The organism is Marinobacter sp. JSM 1782161 (assembly GCF_011421605.1).
Classification (GTDB): Bacteria; Pseudomonadota; Gammaproteobacteria; order Pseudomonadales; family Oleiphilaceae; genus Marinobacter_A; species Marinobacter_A bohaiensis.
On record NZ_WSSA01000004.1, the window covers coordinates 375,204 to 398,596 of the forward strand.

At 66.1% G+C, this 23,393-nt stretch carries 22 protein-coding genes; 12 read left to right on the plus strand and 10 right to left on the minus strand.

Going from position 1 to position 23,393, the window contains the following annotated elements:
- Nucleotides 1–15: 15 nt before the first annotated feature.
- Both GQB00_RS18150 and nfi read right to left on the minus strand, forming a co-directional pair.
- A complete protein-coding gene (locus tag GQB00_RS18150; protein WP_165857331.1) occupies nt 16–1,383 on the minus strand; it encodes a CmpA/NrtA family ABC transporter substrate-binding protein in 1,368 nt (455 codons plus the stop codon).
- Nucleotides 1,384–1,668: 285 nt separating this feature from the next.
- Nucleotides 1,669–2,385, minus strand: coding sequence for a deoxyribonuclease V (gene nfi / locus GQB00_RS18155; protein WP_416234170.1), 717 nt, complete (start codon nt 2,383–2,385; stop codon nt 1,669–1,671).
- A gap of 223 nt (nt 2,386–2,608) precedes the next feature.
- On the opposite strand from nfi, the gene GQB00_RS18160 reads away from it, so the two are divergent.
- Nucleotides 2,609–3,721, plus strand: a complete 1,113-nt coding sequence (locus GQB00_RS18160; RefSeq protein ID WP_207950855.1) for a right-handed parallel beta-helix repeat-containing protein — start codon at nt 2,609–2,611, stop codon at nt 3,719–3,721.
- On the opposite strand, the gene GQB00_RS18165 is transcribed toward GQB00_RS18160, so the two are convergent.
- On the minus strand, nt 3,715–4,119 hold the full coding sequence (locus tag GQB00_RS18165) for a DUF4332 domain-containing protein (protein WP_111497073.1): 405 nt from the start codon (nt 4,117–4,119) through the stop codon (nt 3,715–3,717). The two genes, GQB00_RS18160 and GQB00_RS18165, sit on opposite strands and share 7 nt — an antisense overlap.
- Before the next feature lie 229 nt (nt 4,120–4,348).
- Between GQB00_RS18165 and GQB00_RS18170 the strand changes: the two genes are divergently transcribed.
- The gene (locus tag GQB00_RS18170) at nt 4,349–5,653 is read left to right on the plus strand and encodes an MFS transporter (protein WP_165857334.1); all 1,305 of its coding nucleotides are present in this window, start codon (nt 4,349–4,351) and stop codon (nt 5,651–5,653) included.
- A gap of 24 nt (nt 5,654–5,677) precedes the next feature.
- Here GQB00_RS18170 and GQB00_RS18175 read toward each other — a convergent pair whose 3' ends face one another.
- On the minus strand, nt 5,678–6,985 hold the full coding sequence (locus tag GQB00_RS18175; RefSeq protein ID WP_111497071.1) for a DUF3422 family protein: 1,308 nt from the start codon (nt 6,983–6,985) through the stop codon (nt 5,678–5,680).
- A gap of 391 nt (nt 6,986–7,376) precedes the next feature.
- On the opposite strand from GQB00_RS18175, the gene GQB00_RS18180 reads away from it, so the two are divergent.
- Nucleotides 7,377–7,931 carry a DVUA0089 family protein gene (locus GQB00_RS18180; protein ID WP_228276897.1) on the plus strand — a complete coding sequence of 185 codons (555 nt, stop codon included), beginning with the start codon at nt 7,377–7,379 and terminating at the stop codon, nt 7,929–7,931.
- A 28-nt stretch (nt 7,932–7,959) separates the two neighbouring features.
- On the opposite strand, the gene GQB00_RS18185 is transcribed toward GQB00_RS18180, so the two are convergent.
- Entirely contained in the window at nt 7,960–8,403 is a 444-nt protein-coding gene (locus GQB00_RS18185) for a DUF4124 domain-containing protein (protein WP_165857335.1), read from the minus strand.
- A gap of 141 nt (nt 8,404–8,544) precedes the next feature.
- On the opposite strand from GQB00_RS18185, the gene rhtB reads away from it, so the two are divergent.
- Nucleotides 8,545–9,171, plus strand: coding sequence for a homoserine/homoserine lactone efflux protein (rhtB, locus tag GQB00_RS18190; protein ID WP_165857336.1), 627 nt, complete (start codon nt 8,545–8,547; stop codon nt 9,169–9,171).
- 1 nt (nt 9,172) lies between these two features.
- Here rhtB and GQB00_RS18195 read toward each other — a convergent pair whose 3' ends face one another.
- Together GQB00_RS18195 and pdsR are read right to left on the minus strand one after the other, a co-directional pair.
- A complete protein-coding gene (locus GQB00_RS18195) occupies nt 9,173–11,206 on the minus strand; it encodes an ATP-binding protein (RefSeq protein WP_228276901.1) in 2,034 nt (677 codons plus the stop codon).
- A gap of 21 nt (nt 11,207–11,227) precedes the next feature.
- Nucleotides 11,228–11,929, minus strand: a complete 702-nt coding sequence (gene pdsR, locus GQB00_RS18200; RefSeq protein WP_111497067.1) for a proteobacterial dedicated sortase system response regulator — start codon at nt 11,927–11,929, stop codon at nt 11,228–11,230.
- 228 nt (nt 11,930–12,157) lie between these two features.
- Between pdsR and GQB00_RS18205 the strand changes: the two genes are divergently transcribed.
- From GQB00_RS18205 to GQB00_RS18230, 6 genes are all read left to right on the plus strand, one after another.
- On the plus strand, nt 12,158–14,266 hold the full coding sequence (locus GQB00_RS18205; RefSeq protein WP_323127304.1) for a marine proteobacterial sortase target protein: 2,109 nt from the start codon (nt 12,158–12,160) through the stop codon (nt 14,264–14,266).
- Entirely contained in the window at nt 14,266–14,871 is a 606-nt protein-coding gene (locus tag GQB00_RS18210) for a class GN sortase (protein WP_207950873.1), read from the plus strand. Before GQB00_RS18205 ends, GQB00_RS18210 begins: the two co-directional genes overlap by 1 nt.
- 106 nt (nt 14,872–14,977) lie before the next feature.
- A complete protein-coding gene (locus tag GQB00_RS18215) occupies nt 14,978–15,268 on the plus strand; it encodes a DUF6316 family protein (protein WP_111497065.1) in 291 nt (96 codons plus the stop codon).
- 119 nt (nt 15,269–15,387) lie between these two features.
- Entirely contained in the window at nt 15,388–16,110 is a 723-nt protein-coding gene (locus GQB00_RS18220) for a lysophospholipid acyltransferase family protein (RefSeq protein WP_165857338.1), read from the plus strand.
- Nucleotides 16,111–16,308: 198 nt separating this feature from the next.
- Entirely contained in the window at nt 16,309–16,551 is a 243-nt protein-coding gene (locus GQB00_RS18225; protein WP_111497063.1) for a GlsB/YeaQ/YmgE family stress response membrane protein, read from the plus strand.
- Nucleotides 16,552–16,567: 16 nt separating this feature from the next.
- A complete protein-coding gene (locus tag GQB00_RS18230; RefSeq protein WP_165857339.1) occupies nt 16,568–16,969 on the plus strand; it encodes an MAPEG family protein in 402 nt (133 codons plus the stop codon).
- Here the strand turns inward: GQB00_RS18230 and GQB00_RS18235 are convergent.
- Complete coding sequence (locus GQB00_RS18235; RefSeq protein ID WP_165857340.1) at nt 16,931–17,380, minus strand: copper resistance protein NlpE; 450 nt, start codon at nt 17,378–17,380, stop codon at nt 16,931–16,933. The genes GQB00_RS18230 and GQB00_RS18235 overlap by 39 nt on opposite strands.
- A 105-nt stretch (nt 17,381–17,485) precedes the next feature.
- On the minus strand, nt 17,486–18,229 hold the full coding sequence (locus GQB00_RS21910; protein WP_228160638.1) for an OmpA family protein: 744 nt from the start codon (nt 18,227–18,229) through the stop codon (nt 17,486–17,488).
- Nucleotides 18,230–18,445: 216 nt separating this feature from the next.
- Here GQB00_RS21910 and GQB00_RS18245 point away from each other — a divergent pair, with 216 nt between their 5' ends.
- Nucleotides 18,446–19,903 carry a rhomboid family intramembrane serine protease gene (locus tag GQB00_RS18245; protein ID WP_165857341.1) on the plus strand — a complete coding sequence of 486 codons (1,458 nt, stop codon included), beginning with the start codon at nt 18,446–18,448 and terminating at the stop codon, nt 19,901–19,903.
- Between the two features lie 14 nt (nt 19,904–19,917).
- Here GQB00_RS18245 and GQB00_RS18250 read toward each other — a convergent pair whose 3' ends face one another.
- Nucleotides 19,918–21,360, minus strand: a complete 1,443-nt coding sequence (locus GQB00_RS18250) for a DUF4013 domain-containing protein (RefSeq protein ID WP_323127305.1) — start codon at nt 21,358–21,360, stop codon at nt 19,918–19,920.
- 218 nt (nt 21,361–21,578) lie between these two features.
- Here GQB00_RS18250 and GQB00_RS18255 point away from each other — a divergent pair, with 218 nt between their 5' ends.
- Complete coding sequence (locus GQB00_RS18255) at nt 21,579–23,384, plus strand: ABC transporter ATP-binding protein (RefSeq protein WP_165857472.1); 1,806 nt, start codon at nt 21,579–21,581, stop codon at nt 23,382–23,384.
- The last annotated feature ends 9 nt before the right edge of the window (nt 23,385–23,393 follow it).

Below are 23,393 nucleotides of genomic sequence, written 5' to 3' on the forward strand. Positions count from 1 at the left end.
TCTCCAGGGACCCGGTTACAGGGTCTCGTTACCTTTCAGGCCGATCTCGAAGCTGTCGATGTAGGCGTTGGGCTTTTTCGGGTCGAAGGCCACGCCGTCGATCAGCTCGCCCTGGTCGGGGCGGGTGAAGTTTTCCGCGTCCATGTCGGGGAAAGCGCTGGCAGGAAGCGTGCCGTCGGCGATCAGCGACTGGGCGGCTTTCTCGTAGATATCCGCGCGGTAGACCTTTTTGGCGATGTCCATGTACCAGTCATCCGGCTTGGGCTCGGCGATCTGGCCCCAGCGGCGCATCTGCGACAGGTACCAGATGGCGTCGGACGGGTACGGGTAGGTGGCGTAGTAGCGGAAGAAGACGTTGAAGTCGGGCACGTCCCGCACGTCGCCTTTTTCATACTCGAAGGTGCCGGTCATGGAGTTGGCGATCACTTCCTCGTCGGCGCCCACGTAGTTGGGACGGGCCAGCATCTTCACCGCTTCCTCGCGGTTGGCGTTGTTGTTCTCGTCCAGCCAGTAGGCGGCGCGGATCAGGGCGCGCAGCAGGTGCAGGTGGGTGTTGGGGTTCTCTTCGGCCCACTGTTCGGTGACGCCGAACACTTTCTCCGGGTTGTTGGGCCAGATCTCGTAGTCCGTGATCACCGGCACACCGATGCCCTTGAACACGGCTTGCTGGTTCCAGGGTTCGCCCACGCAGTAGCCCTGGATGGTGCCCGCTTCCAGGGTGGAGGGCATCTGCGGCGGCGGGGTGACAGACAACTGCACGTCCGCCTGCAGGGTGCCGCTGGTGTCGCCTTTATGGGGCGCGTAGTAGCCCGGATTCAGGCCGCCGGCGGCCAGCCAGTAGCGCAGCTCGTAGTTGTGGGTGGAGACCGGGAACACCATGCCCATCTTGAACGGCTCACCGGTCTCATGCTGCGCTTCGACTACCGGTTTCAGGGCGCTGGCGCTGATCGGGTGCTGCGGCTGGCCGTTGCCGTTGTCCGGGATGTTGGCTTTCATCTTCTCCCAGACATCGTTGGAAACGGTGATGCCGTTGCCGTTCAGGTCCATGCTGAAGGCGGTGACGATGTTGGCCTGGGTGCCGTAGCCGATGGTCGCGCCCAGTGGCTGGCCGGCCAGCATGTGGGCACCGTCCAGCTCACCGGTGATGACCCGGTCCAGCAGGACTTTCCAGTTGGCCTGGGCCTCCAGCTCCACGAACAGGCCTTCGTCCATGAAGTAGCCGTTCTCCCACGCTACCGCCAGCGGCGCCATGTCGGTCAGCTTGATGAAGCCCAGCTTCAGGTCGGGTTTTTCCGGGGGGGCCAGCTCTTGGCCGTGGGCGGCCAGGCTGGAGCCCAGTCCCAGTGCCGCGGCAAAGGTTGCAGTCAGGATACGGCTCGCCATGCGTCTCTCCTATGTCGTCTTTTCTTTTGGGCAAAAAAAAGCGCCCGCCCCCGGTTGTCGGGGACAGGCGCCAATGCCTGCAGATCGTCTGTCATCTGTAGCAAAACTGTGAGGTACTGAGCCGAAATCAGTACGCGTAATCGTCACCAGAGATAAAGCATAGCCCGTGCCATTATTTTAAATGCTTATCTATCAGGTAGTTGGCTGTTTGTTGGGGGTTGGGGCGAGTGACGCGGCGGGCGTTTCTAGGTCAACTGCTCAGAAATTGCACCATGGCCGGGCGGATCAGGTGCGGGCGCCGGGACGCTCCAGGGCTTCCAGGGCGAGACGCCAGCGCGGGCTGCGGTTGGAAGCCAGGCCGTCGGCCCAGCGCGTGGTTTCCGGCAGGCGGTAGCGGGTCAGGCAGGCCATCACCATGTCGATGGACGTTTCCAGGGAAATGCGGTGGCCGGGGGAGACGAACAGGGGATTCACGCCCTGGCGGGTGCGCAGGACCGCGCCGATGGTGTCACCTTTGTCCACCAGCGGTACCCAGGCGCCGCGTGTGTCGGGTACCGGGTCGTGTGTGCCCAGCAGGCGGCTCTTGCCCACGCCAATGGCGGGGCGGTCCAGCAGCAGGCCCAGGTGACTGGCGATGCCCAGGCGTCGCGGATGGGCGATGCCCTGGCCATCGCACAGCAGCAGGTCCGGCCACTGCGACAGCTGTTCGAGCGCCTTGAGGATCACCGGACACTCACGGAACGACAGCAGCCCCGGCACATAGGGGAAACGGGTGGGCAGTCGCGCCAGGGCGTAGTCGAGCGGCGCCAGGGTGCATCGGTCCAGCACCACCACGGCGGCCCGGGCGGTGCGGCCCTGGTCCTCGAAACCCACATCGATGCCAGCGACCGTGCTGATCGGGCCCAGGCGATCTTCGGTCACCACGTCCACCGCCAGTTTCTTCTGTAGGGCAATGGCCTGTTGCGGTGTGAGTCCGGCCCAGTCGGCATCCAGATCCGGCAGCATGTCTATTCCTTAATCAGCGTCCATCGTGGTGCGGGTACGGCCATGACGCCGAACCTCGTTGTGACGACCGGTGTTTACGCCTATTCCGGCGATAGGTTCGGGCAAGCGTTCCCTTAGCATTCCTTAATGGCGGAGCGCCACCAAATCCGACACAGTATCAAATTGATCGTGTTCGGTTTATGTCCTGTCGCCATTCATGAGGTGGAGGAGAACAGTCCCCGTGCGTGCAAATCCTGTCCGAGCTTTTCGGCTTCGAACCATCCAGCCGCTGCTGGCGACCCTGCTGGTGACCGCGGTACTGGCGTCCAGTGCCCACGCGGAAGGCGACTGCGACCGATTGGTACGTGCCGGTGACAGTCTGCAGGCGGCCTTCGACGGTCTGCCCGACGACGGCTCCCAGCAGACCGTGTGCCTGACGGACGGCACCTTCCAGCTCACCGATATGGTGACCCTGACCCGGGATAACGTGACCCTGCGTGGTCGCGGCCTCAACGACTCGGTGCTGCAAATGGCCGAGGGGGTGTCCAGCCCGGTACTGGTTCTGGGAGACGCCTACCACCAGCAGCCGCAACAACCGATCCGCAACGTCACGGTGGAAGAACTGGGCATCGAAGGCGGTGGCCAGACGCCCAACGAATTCCGGCCGGACCTGCCCTATCTCAGCAACAGCGCGCTGGTGGTGCGCCAGGGCGAAGGCATCCTGCTGCGCAACCTGAACGTGCAGGACTGCCGCAGTGCCTGCCTGCTCACCGAGTACCACAGCCGTGACGTCACCATCGAGGGCAGCCACGTCAGCCGCGCCCAGTGGGATGGTATTTCCCTCAACCGCGCCGGGCCCACCCGGATTCACGGCAACACGATCGAGGACAACGTCGCCGCCGGTATCACCGTGGAATATCTGGAAGGCAGCGAAATCAGCAACAACGTGATCGCCAACAACGGCTCCCACGGCCTCTATCTGGCGGATGCTGAGAACAACCGGTTTGCCGGCAACCTGATCCGCGACAACCATCTGGCCGGGGTGTTCCTGACCTGCTCGGTGCGCGACCGCAACCCGGTGCTGTGCTGGGAGGACAGCTTCAGTCGCGGCAACGAGTTCGTCGACAACCGCTTCGAGCACAACCACTTCGGCTACCAGGTGGCGGTGGATTCGGCGGCCAACTGCAAGGATTTCGATAACCCGCCCAACGTCTCACGGGGGGACGCCTTCGTCGACAGCCCCAACGAGGAGCCCGACTGGGGCACCTATGGCCGCTGCCTGGCCTACGACGGCAGCCAGACCCTGGAACACATCAGCCGGCGCGACACACGCGGATCGGCGGCGGGTCAGTGATGCACCGCCTTGGGCAGCACCTTGGCCTGGGTGACCCAATCCTCCACCTGCGACAATGAGGGCACCTGGCGCACCAGCTGGCGCTCGTCGTTCACATCCTGCATGCGGGCCAGCAGGTTGTCCGGCTTACGTTGGCCCAGCTCGGGTACGCTGTCCACGCCGGCGACTTCCAGCAGGTCGGCGTACTGGGTGCTGATCCCCTTGATGCGCGCCAGGTCCGCGCGATTGACCCACTTGAGGATGAGCTTCTCGCTGATGCCGGTGCGCGCCGCCGCGTCCTGGCGGCTTTTGCGGTCGCCGCACTGCTTTAGCAGGCCTTGCTGGGAGTCGATGCCCACGGCGGTCAGTTTCTCGGCGTAGTGGGCGCCGATGCCTTCGATGTCGGCCAGTTTGGTCATGGCAGGTCTCCTGATGCCATTGGCAGACGTTACGCTGCCGATTACGGGAAACAACCGGGTTTGCGAAGCCGTGCGGAGCCGGCCTACCACCGCAAGAATAAATTTAGCGGACCGGTGGCAAACGGCCAGTCCACTGCCGGCATTAACCGGATGGTCACTGGTCGCGATCGGGCGGTGGTGCTAGTCTCCGACAGGCTATTCTCCAAGACCGCACCGCCAGGGAGTTGCGATGCCAGCCGTCAGTCAGCCGAGTCACGGCCGAAACCGGGCCCTGTGGGCGTGGGCCTTTTACGACTGGGCCAACAGTGCCTTCTTTACCATCATCCTCACCTTTGTCTTCGCCCGTTATTTCAGCCAGTCGGTGGTGCAGGACGACGTCGCCGGAACGGAAGCCTGGGGCCAGATCGTCGGTATCAGCGGGATAGCCATCGCCATCCTGGCGCCGATCCTGGGTGCCATTGCCGACCAGTCCGGACGCCTCAAGCCCTGGCTGATTACCTTCACCCTGGTGTGCGTGACGGCGACCGGGATGCTCTGGTTCATCACGCCGCAAACCGACCAGTTCTGGGAGGCGGCCTTCTGGGTGGGGCTGGGCATCCTGGGTGCGGAATTCGCCTTCATTTTCTATAACGCCATGTTGCCGGAGTTGGCCGAGCCCGATCACGTGGGGCGCTGGTCCGGCTGGGGTTGGGGCCTGGGCTACGCGGGCGGCGTGCTCAGTCTGGTGGTGGTGCTGTTCGCCTTTATCCAGTCGGAAGGTGCCTGGCTGGGCCTGGACACGGCCCAGGCGGAGCATGTGCGCGCCAGCTTCCTGCTGGTGGCGATGTGGTATCTGGTGTTTTCCCTGCCGATTTTCTTCCTGACGCCGGACCGCCCGCCCACCGGCCTGCCCGCGCGTCAGGCGGTGCGGGCCGGGCTGGCGCAGATCGCCGATTCCATCGCCCACGTGCGTCGCTACCGTCATATCCTGCGCTTTCTGATCGCGCGCATGCTCTACACAGACGGCCTGGCCACGGTGTTCACGTTTGGCGGTGTGTACGCCGCCGGCACCTTCGGCATGGACCAGACCCAGGTGCTGATGTTCGCCATTGCCCTGAACGTCACTGCCGGCCTGGGGGCGGTGGGCTTCGCCTGGGTGGACGACACCATCGGCGGGCGCAACACCGTGTTGCTGTCGCTGGTGGGGCTGGGGGCCAGTGCCCTGGCGATCCTGCTGGTGGAGAGCGTCACCGGCTTCTGGGTCTGGGGCATGATCCTGGGCATCTTCGTCGGCCCGCTGCAGTCGGCCAGCCGCTCCCACCTGGCCCGCGCCGCGCCGGAGCACCTGCAGACCCAGATGTTCGGTCTGTTCGCCTTCTCCGGCAAGGCGACCGCCTTCGCCGGCCCGCTGCTGGTGGGGCTGGTGACCGGTCTGACCGGCAGCCAGCGCTGGGGCATGGCCACCATCCTGGTGTTCCTGCTGGTGGGTTTCCTGCTGATGCTGACGGTGCCCTCCACGAAGGGCCAGGCCGAGGCGGCGGTCGATCCGGCCTGAGCGCCGTCGCCGGGCGAGCCCCGATTACTGCCGGCGCGCCATCTTCAGGAAGCGCCCGTGGATGCGCCGCACGCTCAGGAACACCGCCAGCAGCACCAGCGGAATCGCCGCGCCCAGCACCAGTGACTTGTCGAAGTGCAGGCCGTAGTCGTGGGCGGAGTCCAGGGCCAGCTTGAGCAGGCCCACCAGGTAATAGCTGATCGCCACCACCGACAGGCCTTCCACCGTGTGCTGCATCATCAGCTGGATTTTCGAGCGCCGGTCCATGGAACTGAGCAGCTCCTGGTTCTGGCTCTGGATCGCCAGCTCCACCCGGGTGCGCATCATGTCCGAGGCCCGGTCCACCCGTCTGGACAGGTCCTCCAGCCGCTCGCTGACCGATTCGCAGGTTTCCACCGCCGGCGTCAGGCGCCGGGTCATGAACTCGGTGAAGGTCAGGTGGCCACTCAGCTCGTCCTCCCGCAGGGCCTGTAGCCGGGCCAGCACCAGCTGGTGATAGGCGCGGGTGGCCGAGAAGCGGAAGGTGGACTGGGCGCGGAAGGATTCGATGCGCGCCGCCATGGTCGTCAGCCGCGCCAGGATGGCCGGTTCGTCGATGGCGTGGTTGTCCGCCAGGGAACGGGTGATGTCCACCAGTTCCTCGTCCATGTGCGCCAGCCGCGGCGCAATGTCCCGCGCCAGCGGCAAGGCCAGCTGCGCCATCAGCCGGTAGATCTCGATCTCCATGACCCGCTGGGTCAGGCGGCCCAGCTGACTGTCCGACAGGCTGCGGTTGAGGATCATGAAGCGGCCGAAGCCGTCGCTGTGCAGGCGGAAGCTGCCCCAGATCCGCGCCGCGCCTTCCTGCGGGCTGCTGCCCACCAGGCGCAGGTCCTCGAACCAGGGCCGCACGAACGGCAGGTCCTGGTCCGGGCCATGATCCACCGCCTGCACGTCCACATGGAAGGCCGCCACCACCTGCCCGGCCAGCTGCTCCAGCCAGCCTTCCGGCAACGGGCTGATGCCGGTGGCCTCGAACGGGTCGCTGGCGTCGTTCGCCAGGTTGACGAAGGTGTAGGTGGTGAACTCCATATGCACCTCGCGACGAATGCGCAGGGTGCCGAAGTCTTTCTCGTAACAGCTCACTTCCTTCACCGGCGCCTCGAAACCCATCAGGTGATGCAGGTGCTGGAGGTGGCGGAACTGGTCCCGGCGCTGGTTGGGGGTGGTCAGCACCGCAATCTGGGTGACCCGTGCCGGACAGGGCAGCACCTGGAACGGGCGCGAGTGCAGTTCGTTATAGAGATCCCCGCGCAGCGGGTGCAGGTCGAGTGTGGCCAGTGAGGGGTTCACGCCGGTGTCCTTGGGTCGGATGAAACAGGGTGGTGTCGGAACGATACGGTAACCGCTGGCGCCGGCCAAGGGGACCATCGACGTACGACCAGGGTGGCGTCTGGTCCCCGGTTTCGGCGGGCTCGGGCGGGGCTGTGACTGGCGTCACATTTTTATTTTAATTCAATGGGTTAGTGCGTCGATGAATTTTACATGCCGCGTTCACTTTCGCGCTGGTGGGGCAGTGACTGGGTGCGAACTGATTGAAACGGGCGGTTAATCCGGGGGCTGGAGCGCATCTTGCTCACAGGCGAACGCCTGCCAACAACGGAGGTGAATAACAAACTGTCGTAACCCCCGACAACAAGGAGCTTTTATGAAACAGGGAATTGCGATCCTTGCAGGATGCCTGATGGCGGCCAGTAGCCAGGCCGCGCTTTTCAATTTCACCGGCGATATCGAGTACCACAACGACGTGGTGCAGATTGGTTTCTCCCTGGAGGAGGACGCCACCGACGTACGTGTCTGGACCGACTCGTTCCTGTCCGGCGCCAACTTCGACCCCATCACCGCCCTGTGGACCGGCGATGGCATGTTGATCGACGAGAACGATGACAACGACGGCGTGAACCCGGGCACCCAGTCCCGTTTCGACTCCGGGTTTACCCTGAGCAGTCTGGCCGCCGGCGACTATATCTTCACCGTGGCCACCTACGACAACTTCGTCGTCGGGGACACCCTGGACGAGGGTTTTGCCTTCGACGGTCAGGTGCCGGTCACCCTGGCGGACTGGGACCAGCCCGCCAACGGTACCGGCAAGGGCTCCTACTGGAGCGTCTGGCTGGACGGCGTGGATGACGCCTCCAACCCGGATGACCCCACCGCATCGGTGCCCGAACCGGCTTCCGTGGCCCTGCTGGGGCTGGGGCTGCTGGGCCTGGGCGTGCGTCGCCTCCGTCGCGGCTGATGACGTCGGCGCTGGCACCGTCGGGGTGTCAGCGCCAACTGGCCAGACAGCCGTCTTTCATCCGGTAGCGCCCGGTTTCCTCGCCGCGGTGAGTGTAGATCCACCAGTGGCCGTCGCGACGGTCCGGGTCGCCGAGTATATAGCGCACCTGCTCGGTGCTCATGCCGGTCGACACCTGGCGGCGGGCACGCAGGGTGCGTAAACGGGTGGACTGGATATAACCCTGGTCGCAGCCGTCATCGCGGCCTGACCGCTGGCTGGCGGGTTCCGGTTGCCAGGTTTCCACGTCGGTGCCGGTATCGAGCCGGCCGCCGGTGGTGACCGGGTGCACCTCAATGGTTTGCGCGTTGTCGGCACAGGCGGCGTCGGAGAAGACCACCTGGCCGGCGTCGTTCTGGCAGCGGTAGATCTCCGCCGCCACTGGTGAACAGACGCCCGTGCCCAGCACGAGCGCGATCAGTGTGCGTCGCATCCTGCGTTCTCCTGCCCAGTCCGTGGGCGTTACAGCGAGTGGGAAGGCACAGGCTAGCAAAAAGCGACAGATCTTGCCGGGGCGGCGTGCTCCGGGCAAACTGGTCGTTTACCGTTCGTTCCATTTCCGCAGGATTGCCCCATGAGCGCCAACCTCTGGCTTGCCTTCTTCATCGCCTCCGTCCTGATCAGCGTGTCCCCCGGCGCCGGTGCCGTGAACACCATGAGCAATGGCGTGCGCTTCGGCGTGCGTCAGTCGCTGCCGGCTATCCTGGGGCTGCAACTGGGCTATGGCATCCAGATCCTGCTGGTGGGCGTGGGGCTGGGCGCCGTGCTGGCGTCCTCCACCTGGGCGTTCCTGGTCCTGAAATGGGTAGGCGTGGCCTACCTGGTGTGGCTGGGCATCCAGAAGTGGCGGGAGCCGGCGATTCCGGTCACCGCCGGTGACGACAACGTGCCGCCGGCCGGGCAGCGTTTCTGGCAGGCGACGCTGGTCAATATTACCAACCCCAAAGCCACGGTGTTCCTGATCGCCCTGTTCCCCCAGTTTGTCGTGCCGGGCGAGGCCCACGCGCTGCAGTTCCTGATCATGGGCGCGACCCTGATCGTGGTGGATATCGTGGTGATGGTGGGTTACGCCACCCTGGCCAGCCAACTGCTGCGCTTCATGCGCCGGCCGTCGCAGCAGAAGGTGATGAACCGTGTCTTCGGCGGCCTGTTCGTCGCGGCCGCCGCGTTCCTGGCCAGCTTCCGCCGCGGCGTCGCCTGATTCAGTCGCTGCGCGGCAGGATGACGTCGAACACCACGCCCGCCGGGCTGTCCACGTTGCGCGCCCGCACGCGGCCCCGGTGGTGCTCGGTGATCAGCCGCACGATCTGCAGGCCCTGACCCAGATGGCCGTCCTGGGGGCCGTCGCGCAGGGATACGAAGGGGCTGAAGATCTCGCTGGTCAGGTGCTCCGGCAGCGGCGGGCCGGCGTTGAACACCTCCAGGTGCCAGTCCGGGCCGTGCTCCTCCAGCCGCACTTCGATGAGTTCCCCGTCCGGCGTGAAATCCCGGGCGTTGTCCACCAGCTTGTCCAGCAACTGTACGATCAGCTCCGGTGACCCGGTCATGCGGCAACCGGACTGCGGTCCCTCGTAGCGGATGACGTGGTCCGGGTCCAGGCTCTGGTAGGCCGCCGTGGCCTGGTGGCAGACATCCGCCAGGTCGAACACTTCCGGCTCCACCTGCTCGAAACTCTTCTCCAGCCGCGCGGCTTCGCTCATGCCCTGCAGGATCTGGCTGAGCCGGTCGGTGGCCTGGCCGGCGCGGGCTATGTACGGAGAGTCGGCGGCGGCCGGCACGTCGTGGCGCAGGTTCTCCAGCGACGAGCGCACCACCGCCACCGGCGTCTTCAGTTCGTGGGACAGGCGCCGGGCGAAGCTTTCCAGGTAGTCGGTGTAGCCGTGCAGGTTGTCCACCAGCACACCGAACTGGCGTGACAGCTCGCCCAGTTCGTCGCCGGCGTGGTTGTCCGGCATGCGCCGCAGCAGACGGCCATCGGCGTCCACCGTGGCGGCCACCGCCCGCTGCAGCCGGGTGATGCGCCAGGACAGCCAGCTGGCGTAGCCCAGCAGGATCAGCACCAGCAGGCCGACGAACAGCACGCTGCGCACAATCACCCGGCCCAGGGCGTCGCCCGACAGCGCCAGGATGTCTTTCAGGGACTGCTCCAGCACCAGCGTCACCGGTCGACCCCGCGCCGTTTCCAGTGTCAGCGTCTGCACCAGCGCCGACTCGCTGTCGCCGTGGCGCACCAGACCGCTGTCCGGCCACTGCGCGGCCCGATAGCGGGGCGCGGCTTCCGGCAGCTGTACCGGGTCCGGCTGGAAGTGGCGCAGCAGGGCGCGCAGGCCGTTGAGGGCGATCTGTTCGACGATCTGCCAGGGGCCGAGGGCGTCGAAATCGGTCTCGTCTTCCGGCAGCGGCGCGGCGGTATCCGCCATGACCCAGCCGTGGTCGTCGAGCAGCAGGGCGCGCTGGCCGGTGGCCAGCAGCGGCTGGATGGCCTGTTGCAGCGGCGTGTCCGGATACAGCAGGCGCGGCAGTCGCTGATGGGCGTCGTGGCCCATGTCGCCGAGGACCCGGTAGCCGTCGGCCATGTCCGGATGCGGGTGCCAGATTTCGAAGCCAACCGCGGTTCCCAGGTCGGGACGGGGCATCTGCAACTCCACCTGGTAGCCCTGGGACGTCGCCTGCCAGACCCCGTTGACGCGTGCCTCGCGCGGCTCGCCGGGTCCGGCGGCGGCCACCACCGGGCCGGGCGCGGGGGTGCGGATCTCCCGGGTCAGCGCCTGGCCGTCGAGGGTCAGGAACAGGCGGATGTGGGCGTGGGGCCGGTCCGGCCGGCCCGGGTCGAAGTAGCGCCCGGGTGCCTGGCGCACGCGGATCAGCAGGTACAGGGACTGGGCGTTGGTGCCGGCGCGCCATTGCACCGGATCGGACGGGCTGACGGGATGATCGTAGGCGGAATCCGTGTCCTCGTCCCAGCTCGGCCAGTCGTCGCCGTAGCCGTCCAGGTAAAGCGGGCGGTCCAGCGCCTGGGCGTACAGCACGCGCTGGCCGGGCCCGGGCAGCGCCCGCAGCGCCGGTTGGGCGGGCAGCAACCGGCCCAGACGCTGGGCCTGGCGCGCCAACTGCTCGTGGGCCTGGTCGCGCAGCGCCTCGTCCAGTTCCAGCACAAACTGCAGGCCCGCCCAGGGAATCAGCAGGATCAGCAGACAGGCGAGCAGCAGCTGGCGCTTGAGGGTCAGGCGCGGCATCCGCGGGCTCCCGTCAACGGATCAGCTTTCATGGGCGTTCCAGCGGTAGCCGAAGCCATAGGCGGTCTGGATGGCGTCGAACTCGCGGTCCACCTGCTGGAACTTGCGGCGGATGCGCTTGATGTGGGAGGTGACGGTGTTGTCGTCCAGCACCGTGTTGGCGGCTTCCATCAACTGGGTGCGGTTGCGTACGTGGCCGGGGTGCTGGACCAGCGAATGCAGCATCCAGAATTCGGTGACGGTCAGCTCCACGGCGCCGTCGTTCCAGGCGGCGGTCATGCGGTCCACGTTCAGGCTCAGGCGTCCCCGTTGCAGGATCTCGTCGCTGTGACGGCTGGTCTGGGCCCAGGCATCGGCGCGGCGCAGCAGGGCGGCGATGCGCGCGAACAGGTGGTCCAGGCTCATGTCCTTGGTGACGTAGTCGTCGGCGCCCAGGCGCAGGCCGGCCACCGAGTCGGCGTCGCTGTCACGCGCCGTGAGGAAAATGATCGGCAGCACCGGCGAGCGCTGGCGCAGGGCCTGGCACAGGTCGAATCCGCCCTCGATTTCCTCGCCCAGGCCCACGTCGATGATGGCCAGATCCGGCAGCGGTCCCTGCAGGCCTTCCAGGGCACTGGGGCGATCCGCGAACACGGACACCCGATAGCCGCGACGCTCCAGGGCGTCCCGGTAATTCTCGCGGATGGCGGGCTCGTCCTCGACGAGTACGATGTGGCGCTTCATGGCTTGGCTCTTGGTTCCGTAATTTTGGCAGTCGCTGTCCTGGCAGCGGCCGTATCCGGCCGGCGTCGCGTCTGGGGCTATTTAAACATGCCCCGCCGGCCCCGCAAGGTTTTGCGGCGCCATTGCCACAATTGATCACGATTGGGTCCCATTCTGCACGGATTCATCCACCGGATTGCCTTTCCCCGGCGCTTCAATGGCACAAAACCATCGAGGAGGGAATCCGCTGTGCCAACCCTGTCCCCAACCCGGACCCGCATCACGGCCAGCCGTCGTGCCGGTCGACGTACCATCCGCTGCCTGGAAGGCATCAGCCTGTGGCTGGCGGTGGCGCTTTTCTTCGTGCTCCAGTCCGCCGCCGCCCGCGCCAGCGAAGCGCCCGGTACCGGCGAACTGCGTTTGATGACACCCAGTGGCCAGATCGAAACCGCCCTGAACCTGAACACCGACTACCGGGTGCGGGTCAGCGGCCTGTTGGCCGACACCCGCCTCAAGCAGTCGTTCCGCAACACCGGCGACGACTGGCGTGAGGGCACCTATGTGTTCCCGCTGCCGGAGCAGGCGACCGTGTACGCCATGCAGTTGCACATCGGCGAGCGCGTGATCGTGGGCGAGATCCAGACCCGCGAGGCCGCCCGCAAGACGTACGAGAAGGCCCGCCGCGAAGGCAAGCAGGCGGCCCAGGTGGAGCAGCAGCGTCCCAACCTGTTCACCACCCGGGTGGCCAACATCCCGCCCGGCGAGACGGTGACGGTGGAACTGCGCTACCAGCAGGCCGTCGCCTACCGGGACGGCGAGTTCGAGCTGCGCCTGCCCACCACCCTGACGCCCCGTTACATGCCCGGCGAGCCCACCGAAGCGGACGCGGAGGATCTGGACTGGCGCCGTGGCTGGGCGGTACCCACCCGCCAGGTGCCGGACGCCGGCGCCATCAGCCCCTACACTGTGAATCCCGGCGACGTGCCGGCGGGCAGCCATCATGCCCGGGTCACGCTGACCCTGAACGCGGGCCTGCCCATCGACCAGGTGCTCAGCCCGACCCACGCCCTGGACACGGTGCGCCGGGGCGAGCAGGTGGAGGTCAGTCCCCAGGGCGGCCGCGTGCTGATGGATCGCGACCTGGTCGTCCGCTGGCAGCCCACGCGGGGAGCGGCGCCGACGGCGGCGGTGTTCCGCGAGCAGTATGAAGGGGAAGACTATGTGCTGGCACTGATGGTGCCGGGCCTGGGCGGCGGCCCGTCGCTGTCCCGGGAGCTGGTGTTCGTGGTGGACACCTCCGGCTCGATGGCGGGGGAATCGATCCGCCAGGCGCGCAGCGCGCTGCTGGCCGGGCTGGACACACTCAAGTCCGGCGATCGTTTCAATATCATCCAGTTCAACAGCCAGACTTCGGCGCTGTTCGGCGACGCCCGGCCGGTAACGCCGTCGAACCTGCGCGCCGCCCGCCAGTACACCGCCAACCTGGCCGCGAACGGCGGTACCGAAATGGCGCCGGCGCTGGACCGGGCCCTGCGCATCGGCGGAGCTGACGTCCCGGACGAACGGCCGAAAGTGCGTCAGGTGCTGTTCATGACCGACGGCGCGGTGGGCAACGAGTCGGCCCTGTTCGGCCAGATCCGCGACCAACTGGGTGCCAGTCGCCTGTTCACCGTGGGCATCGGCACCGCGCCCAACATGCATTTCATGCGCGAAGCGGCCCGATTCGGTCGCGGCACCTACACGTCCATCGGCAACGCCGGCGAGGTGGCCAGCCAGCTCGATCGACTGCTGCAGCGCATGGCAGCAACAGTGCTCGGCCATATCAAGGCCGACTGGCCGGGCCAGGCGCAGGCCTTGCCGGAGCGCCCGGGCGACCTGTTCCAGGGGGAGCCGCTGGTACTGGTGGCGCGCGACGCCGAAGCGGAGGGCGAGCTGACCCTGAGTGGCGAGCTGCCGGACGGAACCCCCTGGGAGCGCAGCCTGCCGCTGGCCTCCGCCGCGCCGGGGCAGGGCCTGCATCGCTATTGGGCGCGGCAGAAAATCGATCAGCTGATGGACGCCCGCATCCACGGCGCCCATGAGGACGAGGTGCGGGAGCAGGTCACGCCGCTGGCCCTGCAGCACGGCCTGGTCACCCGCTACACCAGTTTCGTCGCCGTGGACCAGACGCCGGCCCGCACGCAGGCGGACCGCCTGGCCGCCGAAGACGTCCCGACCCTGCTGCCGGCGGGCAGCACGCCGGGCATGCTGCGTTATCCACAGACCGCCACCGCGTCGAACCTGCTGATCCTGATCGGCCTGGCGGGGCTGATGCCGGCCTTTGGCGTGCTGCTGGCGCGCCGGAGGGTGGGATCGTGATGCGCCTGCTGATGACCTTTACCCTGGCCTCGGCCGTGGTCCTGCTGATGGGGCTGTGGATTCCGCTCAAGGCCAAACTGGCGCAGGAACTGCTCAACCTGGCCTGGGCCCAGAGTCAGGCGGAGCAGCAGGTCACCCGGCCCTGGCCCTGGGCCGATACCTGGCCGGTGGGCCGCCTGCGCTTGCCGGGCGCCGGCGAGCCGCTGGTGATCCTGTCCGGTACCCACGGCGAGAGCCTGGCGTTCGGGCCCGGCCACGTGACCCGCTCGGCGCCGCCGGGAGATCGCGGTACGGTTATCCTGGCCGGGCACCGGGACACCCATTTCAGCGTGTTGCAGGAGATACGCACCGGCGACCCGGTAGAGGTGCAGGGCCTGGACGGGACCTGGCGCCGCTACGAAGTGGTGAGCGAACGGGTGGTGGACAGCCGCCACGCGCGCCTGGCCGTGGAGCCGGGGGCTGACGACCGCCTGATCCTGGTGACCTGCTACCCGTTCGATGCCCTCGATCCCCACGGGCCCATGCGTTACGTGATCGAAGCCCGGGGGCTGGATGAGGTCGGGAAAACCGCCACGGCCGGGACGCTGGCGGCCTTTCCCGGCTAGAGGCGGAGGGCGGTCCAAGCGCGGTGTATGACCGTACTTTAACCTTGTTTGACAATCGTCCGATTCGGGCTCAAATTTGATGGGTACATAAAAGGGAGAGTGTGTCATGTTCCTGCAGAAACGACAGGGAGAACGGGGGCCTCTGCCGCCCCGGTCGAGTCGGTTTTTTGCGGTGGGGCGACGTTGGTACTTCGCCACGCGTGAGAAGCGTTCCCTGGGGCCTTTCGAATCCTTCGAGCAGGCCCAGGTGGCGGCGTATTCCTATATCCAGGACAAGGACGCCCAGCGTCGGGGTGCGGATGTGAATTATACCTACGGTCTGGTGCTGCACGACTACGAGACCTGCACCGCGGCCCATTGCCAGCGCTGCCGCGAGATGGCCCGCATGCTGGCCTAGCCTCGTTGCGGCCCTGTCCCGGGCCCGGCAGGAGTTCCCTTCGACAGGCCGGATCGTTATCCTATGCGGCTTTTGGCGCACGGCTGTGCGTTTTTTAATCTGTATGGGAGCGACTCCTGATGCGTTTTATGCGCGCGCTGCTGGCCTGGCTGTCCGTGCCGTTTCTCTGTTTCCTGGGCTTTTTCCTGTGCCTGGCCCGCCCCTTCAACCCCGATAACACGCGTATCCTGGGCGCGATGGTGGCGCGTACCGGGCGGCGTGTGCTGGGGCTGGACCGTCCCCTGGACGGCTACGAGAACATGCCCCAGAACCGGCCCACGGTGATCATCGCCAATCATCAGCACAACGACGATCTGTTCCTGATGGGCGACCTGCTGCCCAAACGCACCGTGGCGGTGGGCAAGGCGTCGCTGCGCTGGATTCCCTTTTTCGGCCAGGTGTTCTGGCTGGGCGGCAACATCCTGATCGACCGGACCCGGTCCTCCCGCGCGGTAGCGGTGATCCGCACCACCGCCGAGGCCATGACCCGCGAACGCAAGAGCATCTGGATCTTTCCCGAAGGCACCCGCAGTCACGGCAGCGACCTGCAATCCTTCAAGAAGGGCGCCTTCCACGCCGCGGTGGCCGCCGGTGCGCCCATTACCATGGTCTGCGCCGGGGCCTACCGTTCCCAGTCGAGCGGTGTGCTCGGCCGCCGCAAGCCGGTGCCACTGCGCATCCTGCCGCCGGTGGAAACGCGCCATCTGACCGCCGACGATGTCCCCGAGCTTATGAAGCGTTGCCACGCCGAGATGAGCGAAGCGATCCGCGAACTGGCGGCTGCCCCGGCCGACTCTCGTTAAGGGGCATCAGTGCCCCGTCCGGGGTACTCGCTGACGCGAGCGCGGGAGAATCGGCGTGCGCCGAGTGCTTGACTTTACTGGAAAAATACTTCGGTATGAGAGATGGAACCGGTGCTTGCCGCGCCGGTCTGATCCGCTGGCTCAATGCCGCAATACGGATCCTTCTTTCCCGGATCTCGCAACCAAGGGGGTAATGCGATGAACCTGATTCTGTTTCTGATCATCGGTGGTGTGGCCGGCTGGCTGGCGGGCCTGATCATGAAAGGACGTGGATTCGGCGTGCTGGCCAACATCGGCGTCGGCATCGTCGGTTCGCTGATCGGTGGTTTCCTGTTCAGCCTGCTGGGGCTGTCGTCCCACGGCACCATCGGGTCGCTGGTGACGGCGACGGTGGGTGCGATCTTCCTGTTATGGATTGTCAGTCTGATCAAGAAAGCCTAGAGGAGCTGCTCCCAGCATGATTGTTCCCGTTACCGCCGTTTTCGCCGCATTCACCGCGATCCTGATGCTGTTCCTGGCCTGGCGTGTCACCACGTTCCGGCGTCGCTATCAGGTGGGGCTGGGCGATAACGGCGAGAAAGCGTTCCAGGTGGCCATCCGCGCCCACGCCAACCTGGTGGAGTACGCACCGATTACCCTGATCCTGATGGGGCTCGGTGAGCTGAACGGGGTCTATGTGCACTACGTCTATGCGGTCGGCATGCTGTTCATTGTCGGCCGTCTCCTGCACGCCTGGGGCTTTATCCGCAGCCAGGGCGGTTACGCCATCAGCCGCATGATCGGCACGCTGTTCACCTGGCTGTCGATCCTGGTGATGGCGCTACTCACCTTCGCCAACGTGGTCCGCGTCACCCTCTGACAGGCGCTTGCGCGTCAGGGTGTAGTTCAACGGGGAGTGGATGGCCTCGCCGTCCCTTCCCAGCATTTCCAGGTTGCCGTCCGGCAGCCGGCGAAAGCTCCGTAACGGCCGTTCATTGGCCCCCTCCAGCTGCACACGGCCCAGGTCCATCGGGTCTTGCGGCGGCAGCAAGGCCCAGCTTCCCTCATGCACCACCGGTGCGGGGTCGCGCTCCTGATAGGTCTCCTCCAGACGGTAGGTGTCCGGGTGCCGGTACAGGGTCAGGCGGGTGTCGATGCCCGGACAGTCGGCGCAGGGCAGCACGCTCTGCCACACGCCATAGGCGTGGCGCGGGGCCGGATCCTGGGTGGCGGCGCAGCCGGCGAAAAGGACGGTGGCGGTCAGGATGAGGGGGAGAAGCGCAGGGCGCATGGCCGTCTCCTTGGCAAAGGTTGCTGTGGAGGCCAAGAATCGCAATTTCCGGGAGGACGATCAATCCGGCGTGCCGGGCGACACACCGGATCGGGGTGCGGTGGGTTACTGGACGCGGGCCATCTGCTCGCTGTGGTACTCCAGTTCCAGGCGCCGGTTGGCGGCGCTGTCTTCCGGGTTGGTCAGCGGCTTGTGGCTGCCCCAGCCGACGATCTCAATGCGGTTGCCGTCGATACCGGCCTGCTTGAGGATCTTGGCGGCGCTGGTGGCGCGCAGCCGTGACAGGAAGGCGTTGTACTCGTCGGGGCCATGGCTGTCGGTGTGGCCGTTGATGCGCAGGGTCACTTCCGGATGCGCCTTGAGGTATTCGGCGTGCTCGCGCAGGACGGCCTGGTCGGCGTCGCTCAGGCGATGCTTGTCAAAGCCGAAATAGAACTTCATCTGGTGCGGTTTGCGCGGGCTGTCTTGCATCGGGGACACCTGTTTGCTGGCGGCTTGAACCTGGGCCGCACGGGCCATCAACTCGGGGTTATCCAGGACTAGAACTGTCATGTCGTTCTCCTCAGGTGTCGCCGCGACGTCGGTGTCCGGCTGGGGCTCACTATGACCGTCAGCCCGGGCGCTTGCACTTGGCGAATGGTCGATGTCGGATGCCTGTTCTTCGGGCTCAAGGGCCACCGTTGCGGGTGTCGCGTTGTCGGCGGTGACCCCGGCGGTTTCCGGTTCCGCCGTTCCACTGCTGGCGCAGCCGGTGATCAGGCCGGCCGCCAGCAAACCGGCCAGGACCGGCCGGGACGCACCCGATTGAATGCGCCTTAGGTTACCGTTGTGTGACAGTGTGTGCTTCATCTTTTTTCTCCTACTCCTGCTCAGTCGCGTTGGGACGGGGGCCTGGCATTGGCCGGCCACGCTCGCCTCGTCTGTCAGGGTCTATTTCAGCGCGGGAATCGGGCAGGGCGGTGGTGAAAAAACGCCGGAGATGGGATTAAATGTGATGAAAAATGGCAGCCGGCCCGATCAGGTCGGCCTGCGCAATGGAGAACGCCCCGCAATCATGGACGTCGAATGCTGATTCTTCCCCTCGAACGCTCGGTCGACTGGCGTCGGCCACCCTGGACGACGCTGGCCATCATGCTGGCCTGCCTGCTGGTTTTCCTGTTCTATCAGGGTAACGACGACCGTCTGGGGGCGCGGGCCACTCAGGCTTACCTGGCGGCGGACCTGGATCGCCTGGAAGCCCCGGCCTACGAGACCTATCTGCAGCGCCAGATCAACCTGGACGGCAACAGCGGCCGGCAGGACCGCCTGGACCTGCTGCGTCAGGCCATGGCCAATGATAATCGGCCGTTACAGGCCGCGCTGGCCATGGGCGACCCGGATTTCTACGCCTACCTGCAGGGCAACCGCGACGTGATCTGGAACAGCGAGCAGCGGGCCTACTGGCTGACGCATCGCCCGCCCATCGAGACCGAATACCTGGATCGCCTGTCGGGCCGTGCGGCGGGGGTGGTCCCGGCCGAGTTGTCCCTGGCGGATTTAATCACCTACCAGTTCCTGCACGGTGGCTGGGCCCACCTGATCGGCAACATGTTGATGTTGTTCGTGCTCGGGATCACCGTCGAAAAGGCGCTCGGAGGCCTCAAGTTCCTACTGGCCTACCTGGCCTGCGGCGCCGTGTCCGGTGTTGTCTGGGCCGGGTTCGAGTGGGGCCTGCACACGAGCCTGGTGGGCGCGTCCGGGTCCACCGCCGGCCTGATGGGCATGTACATGGCGTTGTTCGGACGCCAGCGCATCCGCTTCTTCTACTCGCTGGGATTCTATTTCGGGTACTTCCGGGCGCCGGCACTGGTGCTGCTGCCGGTGTGTATCGGCAAGGAAATCTACGACTACTTCTTCGCCGGCGCCACCGGCGTCGCCTACCTGGCCCACGCCGGCGGCCTGCTGGTGGGTGCGGGGCTGGTGTGGCTGCTGGGTCGCAGCTGGCTGCAGCCCAGGGAGACCTTCTTCGAGCCCGAAGACGAGGAGCAGGAAGCCCGCTTCCGCAGCGCCTACGCCCAGGCCATGACGCTGCTGGGCCGGTTCGAGTTCGATCAGGCGCGCTTGCAGTTCGAGGCCCTGTACACCCGCTATCCGGAGCGCCCGGTGCTGCTCGAACACCTCTACCACCTGGCCAAGCTGCGGCCGGATCAGGACACGTATCGGGCGCGGGCGCGTGAGCTGATGGCGTCGGCCCAGGCGCGGCATCAGCCGGAACAGATGCTGGAGATCTGGCAGGAGTACCAGAGCAAGGGGCAACCGCACCATCCCCTGTCGGCGCGGGATCACAACCGGGTGCTGTTCGCGGGCCTGCGCAGCGGCGACACCAAGACCGCCGAACGGGTGTTCGAGCGGCTGCGGGCCACCGGTGACCAGGACCTGACCCTGGAGGCGTGCCGCCTGCTGGCGGACGAGTTCGATAAGCGCAACATGGCGCCCAAGGCGCGCCATTACCGGCAGATGATGTCGGCTGCCGGCGGCGCCTGAACGACTAACGCGCCTTATTCACCCACATCGAACGAGGCGGCCGGTCCGCGCAGCGGCTGCTGGTTGCGGGCCTGTTCCAGGTAGGCGTCGATTTTCCCGTGCAGGGGGTGCTGGGCGCCGCGCTGCTTGATGAAGTTGAGGAAGGCGGTGGCCTTTTCCCACAGGCCCAGCTGGGCCAGGGACTGGGCCACGGTCAGGTAACCGGTGGCGATGTGCTCGCTGTCGGGAAAACGCTTGTGGAAATCCTGCATCAACTTCAGTACCTCGCGGTTTTCGCCCTGCGAGTGTAAGGCCCGGGCGCAATGCACGATCAGCTCGGGATCGTCCAGGCGGAACGCCGGATCGCGCCCGGTCAGGGTTTTCAGCAAGCCGGCGATCGCCGTGCCCTCGTGGCGGTCGCCCAGCCAGTGCAGCAGGATGCGGTGATGCCGCATCAGTTCCTCGGCGTTGTTCGTTGCCGTGAGCAGCCGATACAGCTGCTCCACCCGCTGCGGGTGGGGTGGGTTGGACTTCACCGCCGATTTCAGGACCGCCAGGGCGCGATCGTACTGCCCTTCCTTCACATGCATGTCGATGTCCGCTTCCAGACGCCGGGAGCGGTCCTGGGCCGGGGCGGGAGTCTCGTCCTGGAAGTCGCTGGCGAAGCCCAGTTCCTCCTGATACTGGAACAGCAGATAGCCCATCATGTGGAAGAATATCAGCGCGAAGGTGCCGGCAATAAAACCGGACAGCGGCAGGGCCAACATAGGCGCGAAGTTCTGAAAGGCAAACTCCTCGACCGCGACACTGGCGAGCACCATCATGATCAGGTGCAGGTAGAGCACGAAATAGGGCCAGCCGATGCGCGAGATCAGCGACACCAGATTGATCGGGTTAACGGCTGGGCCGACCTCCCGTTCCATCGCCAGGATCATCACGTTGGCCGGCAGCACCAGCATGACAAAGGCTGTGGCCGCCAGGGCCAGCAACGGACCGCCAACCATACCGGCCGAATAGGTTAGCCCGCCTGCCAGAATATTCACTAACCAGTGCTGTATAGCGATACTGAACCCCGAGCCGGTAAAAGCGGTGGCCAATGGCGGCGGGGTCATGTGACCTTCGGTGGTGTGGTTGATCACCGCGTAGGTGTACTTGAACAGCGCCAGCAGCAGCACTAGGAAAATGATCAGGCCGATCAGGTTGGCTGGCAACAGTAGCGGCACGAAGGTGCAGATGCCGATCACCAGCAAAGAGTCGGTGTGGAACGGGTAGCGGAAGAATTGGGGAATCCGGTTCCAGAACGGCTCCACTTCCTTGCCGGCGCCCAGGTAGCGCAGGGTCTGGCCGCAGTGCGGGCAGTGACCGTGACGCCGGTGGGTGTCGGCATCGGGCATGCAGGCCACGCAGTACTCGGTCTGGCAATGGGTACACAGCCACTTGGCGGCGGTGTTGGGGTGGTAATGGCAGTAGTGTTTCACGGGACCCTGTGATTGAACGCCTTCCGGGCCGGCTATGATGGCAGACCCGGTTTCGGGCGGCCAGTGCCGGGTGAGCCCCGCCTGTTGGAGTTTCGTAAATACCCAATCCGGGTGGGAGGCCGTTGTCGGGTAGAATAGGGGGCGGCGTTCCCGTTAACGGGCGCCGCGTGTGTTCCAGCCAGCTTCCTGGAGGTCGTTTGAATCCGGACAACCCAGCACTGAAACCGGTCGACGCGTCGGGCTACCGGCCGCCGCTGTACACCTGGCGCCAGATCGCGGCGTACGCGCTGGCGCATCGCTCGCGGCTGGTGCGCGCCAACTTCATCGCCCTGCTGGCCACTCTGGTGAGCGTGCCGCTGCCGCTGCTGCTGCCGGTGCTGGTGGACGAGGTGCTGCTCGACAAACCGGGGCCGGTATTGCCGGTGATGGATGCGATCCTGCCGGCGGGGTGGCACCAGCCGGTGGTCTACATCGGCGTGATGGTGCTGGTGGCGTTGCTGATGCGCGCCCTGGCTTTGGCCTTCAACGTGGCCCAGTCGCGGGAGTTCTCGATCATCTCCAAGGACGTGGTGTTCCGAATCCGCGAACGGTTGCTGGGGCGGCTTGGGCGCATCGCCATGGCCGAGTACGAGACCCTCGGCGCCGGCGCGGTGACCAGCCACTTCATTACTGACCTCGACACCATCGACCAGTTTCTGGGGACCACGATCAGCCGTTTCCTGGTGGCCAGCCTGACGGTCCTGGGCACCGCCGGTGTGCTGCTCTGGGTGCAGTGGGAGCTGGGCCTGCTGATCCTGCTGTTCAACCCGCTGGTGATTTTCTGCACCATGCTCATCGGCAAGCGGGTCAAGGAACTGAAGCGCCGGGAGAACCGCGCCTACGAATCGTTCCAGGGTGACCTGACCGAAACCCTCGATGCCATCCACCAGCTGCGCGCCGCCAACCGCGAGAAGCATTACCTGGCCCACCTGGTGGATCGTGCCCGCGGCGTGCGCGACCACGCCGCCCAGTTCGCCTGGCGCAGCGACGCCGCCTCCCGCGCCAGCTTCAGCCTGTTCCAGTTCGGCGTCGACGCCTTCCGCGCCGCGGCCATGGTGGCGGTGCTGTTCACCGACCTGAGCATTGGCATGATGTTCGCCGTGTTCGGCTACCTCTGGTTCATGCTCACGCCGGTGCAGGAGATGCTCAACATGCAGTACGCCTTCTACGCCGCCAACGCCGCACTGGCGCGGATCAACCGGCTGCTGCAGCTGCAGGAGGAGCCGAAGTATCCCGCCCTGGAGGATCCGTTCCGGGACCGCCATACGGTCAGCCTGACCCTGCGCGACGTCCACTTCCAGTACGGCGAGGAAGCGGTACTGCAGGGCATCAACCTGCACGTGGCGCCGGGCGAGAAGGTGGCCATCGTCGGCGCCAGCGGCGGCGGCAAGTCCACCCTGGTGCAGGTCCTGCTGGGCATGTACACGCCGACCCGGGGCGAGATCCTGATCGACGACGTGCCGGTGCAGCGCATCGGCCTGGACTGCCTGCGCGAGCATGTGGCCACGGTGTTGCAGCATCCCGCCCTGTTCAACGCCACGGTGCGGGAGAACCTGACCCTGGGCCGCGAGCATGGCGATGCCGAACTCTGGGAGGCCCTGCGCATCGCCCAGCTCGACGGCACCGTCCAGGCCATGGAATCCGGCCTGGAGACGCTGGTCGGGCGCCAGGGTATCCGCCTGTCCGGCGGCCAGCGCCAGCGTCTGGCGATCGCGCGCATGGTGCTGTCCGACCCGTCGGTGGTGATCCTCGATGAGGCCACCTCGGCGCTGGACGCGGAGACCGAGTACCAGCTGCACCAGGCCCTCGAAGCCTTTCTGGAACAGCGCACCACCCTGATCATCGCCCACCGCCTGAGCGCCGTGAAGCAGGCGGACCGGGCCTACGTGTTCGAAGACGGTCACATCATCGAGGAAGGCCATCACGACGATCTGATCGCCCGCCAGGGGCTCTACGCCCAGCTCTACGGGGATCGCCAGCACTGAGCCGGCGCT

Excerpts from the sequence above, each read along its gene's own strand:
- GQB00_RS18210 (WP_207950873.1), top strand. The coding sequence starts at position 14,266 with ATGCGCCTGCTGATGACCTTTACCCTGGCCTCGGCCGTGGTCCTGCTG.
- GQB00_RS18165 (WP_111497073.1), bottom strand. The coding sequence starts at position 4,119 with ATGACCAAACTGGCCGACATCGAAGGCATCGGCGCCCACTACGCCGAG.
- GQB00_RS18215 (WP_111497065.1), top strand. The coding sequence starts at position 14,978 with ATGTTCCTGCAGAAACGACAGGGAGAACGGGGGCCTCTGCCGCCCCGG.
- GQB00_RS18180 (WP_228276897.1), top strand. The coding sequence starts at position 7,377 with ATGGCGGCCAGTAGCCAGGCCGCGCTTTTCAATTTCACCGGCGATATC.
- rhtB (WP_165857336.1), top strand. The coding sequence starts at position 8,545 with ATGAGCGCCAACCTCTGGCTTGCCTTCTTCATCGCCTCCGTCCTGATC.
- GQB00_RS18150 (WP_165857331.1), bottom strand. The coding sequence starts at position 1,383 with ATGGCGAGCCGTATCCTGACTGCAACCTTTGCCGCGGCACTGGGACTG.
- GQB00_RS18195 (WP_228276901.1), bottom strand. The coding sequence starts at position 11,206 with ATGCCGCGCCTGACCCTCAAGCGCCAGCTGCTGCTCGCCTGTCTGCTG.
- GQB00_RS18225 (WP_111497063.1), top strand. The coding sequence starts at position 16,309 with ATGAACCTGATTCTGTTTCTGATCATCGGTGGTGTGGCCGGCTGGCTG.
- GQB00_RS18245 (WP_165857341.1), top strand. The coding sequence starts at position 18,446 with ATGCTGATTCTTCCCCTCGAACGCTCGGTCGACTGGCGTCGGCCACCC.
- GQB00_RS18235 (WP_165857340.1), bottom strand. The coding sequence starts at position 17,380 with ATGCGCCCTGCGCTTCTCCCCCTCATCCTGACCGCCACCGTCCTTTTC.
- GQB00_RS18220 (WP_165857338.1), top strand. The coding sequence starts at position 15,388 with ATGCGTTTTATGCGCGCGCTGCTGGCCTGGCTGTCCGTGCCGTTTCTC.
- GQB00_RS18170 (WP_165857334.1), top strand. The coding sequence starts at position 4,349 with ATGCCAGCCGTCAGTCAGCCGAGTCACGGCCGAAACCGGGCCCTGTGG.
- GQB00_RS18230 (WP_165857339.1), top strand. The coding sequence starts at position 16,568 with ATGATTGTTCCCGTTACCGCCGTTTTCGCCGCATTCACCGCGATCCTG.
- GQB00_RS18185 (WP_165857335.1), bottom strand. The coding sequence starts at position 8,403 with ATGCGACGCACACTGATCGCGCTCGTGCTGGGCACGGGCGTCTGTTCA.
- GQB00_RS21910 (WP_228160638.1), bottom strand. The coding sequence starts at position 18,229 with ATGAAGCACACACTGTCACACAACGGTAACCTAAGGCGCATTCAATCG.
- pdsR (WP_111497067.1), bottom strand. The coding sequence starts at position 11,929 with ATGAAGCGCCACATCGTACTCGTCGAGGACGAGCCCGCCATCCGCGAG.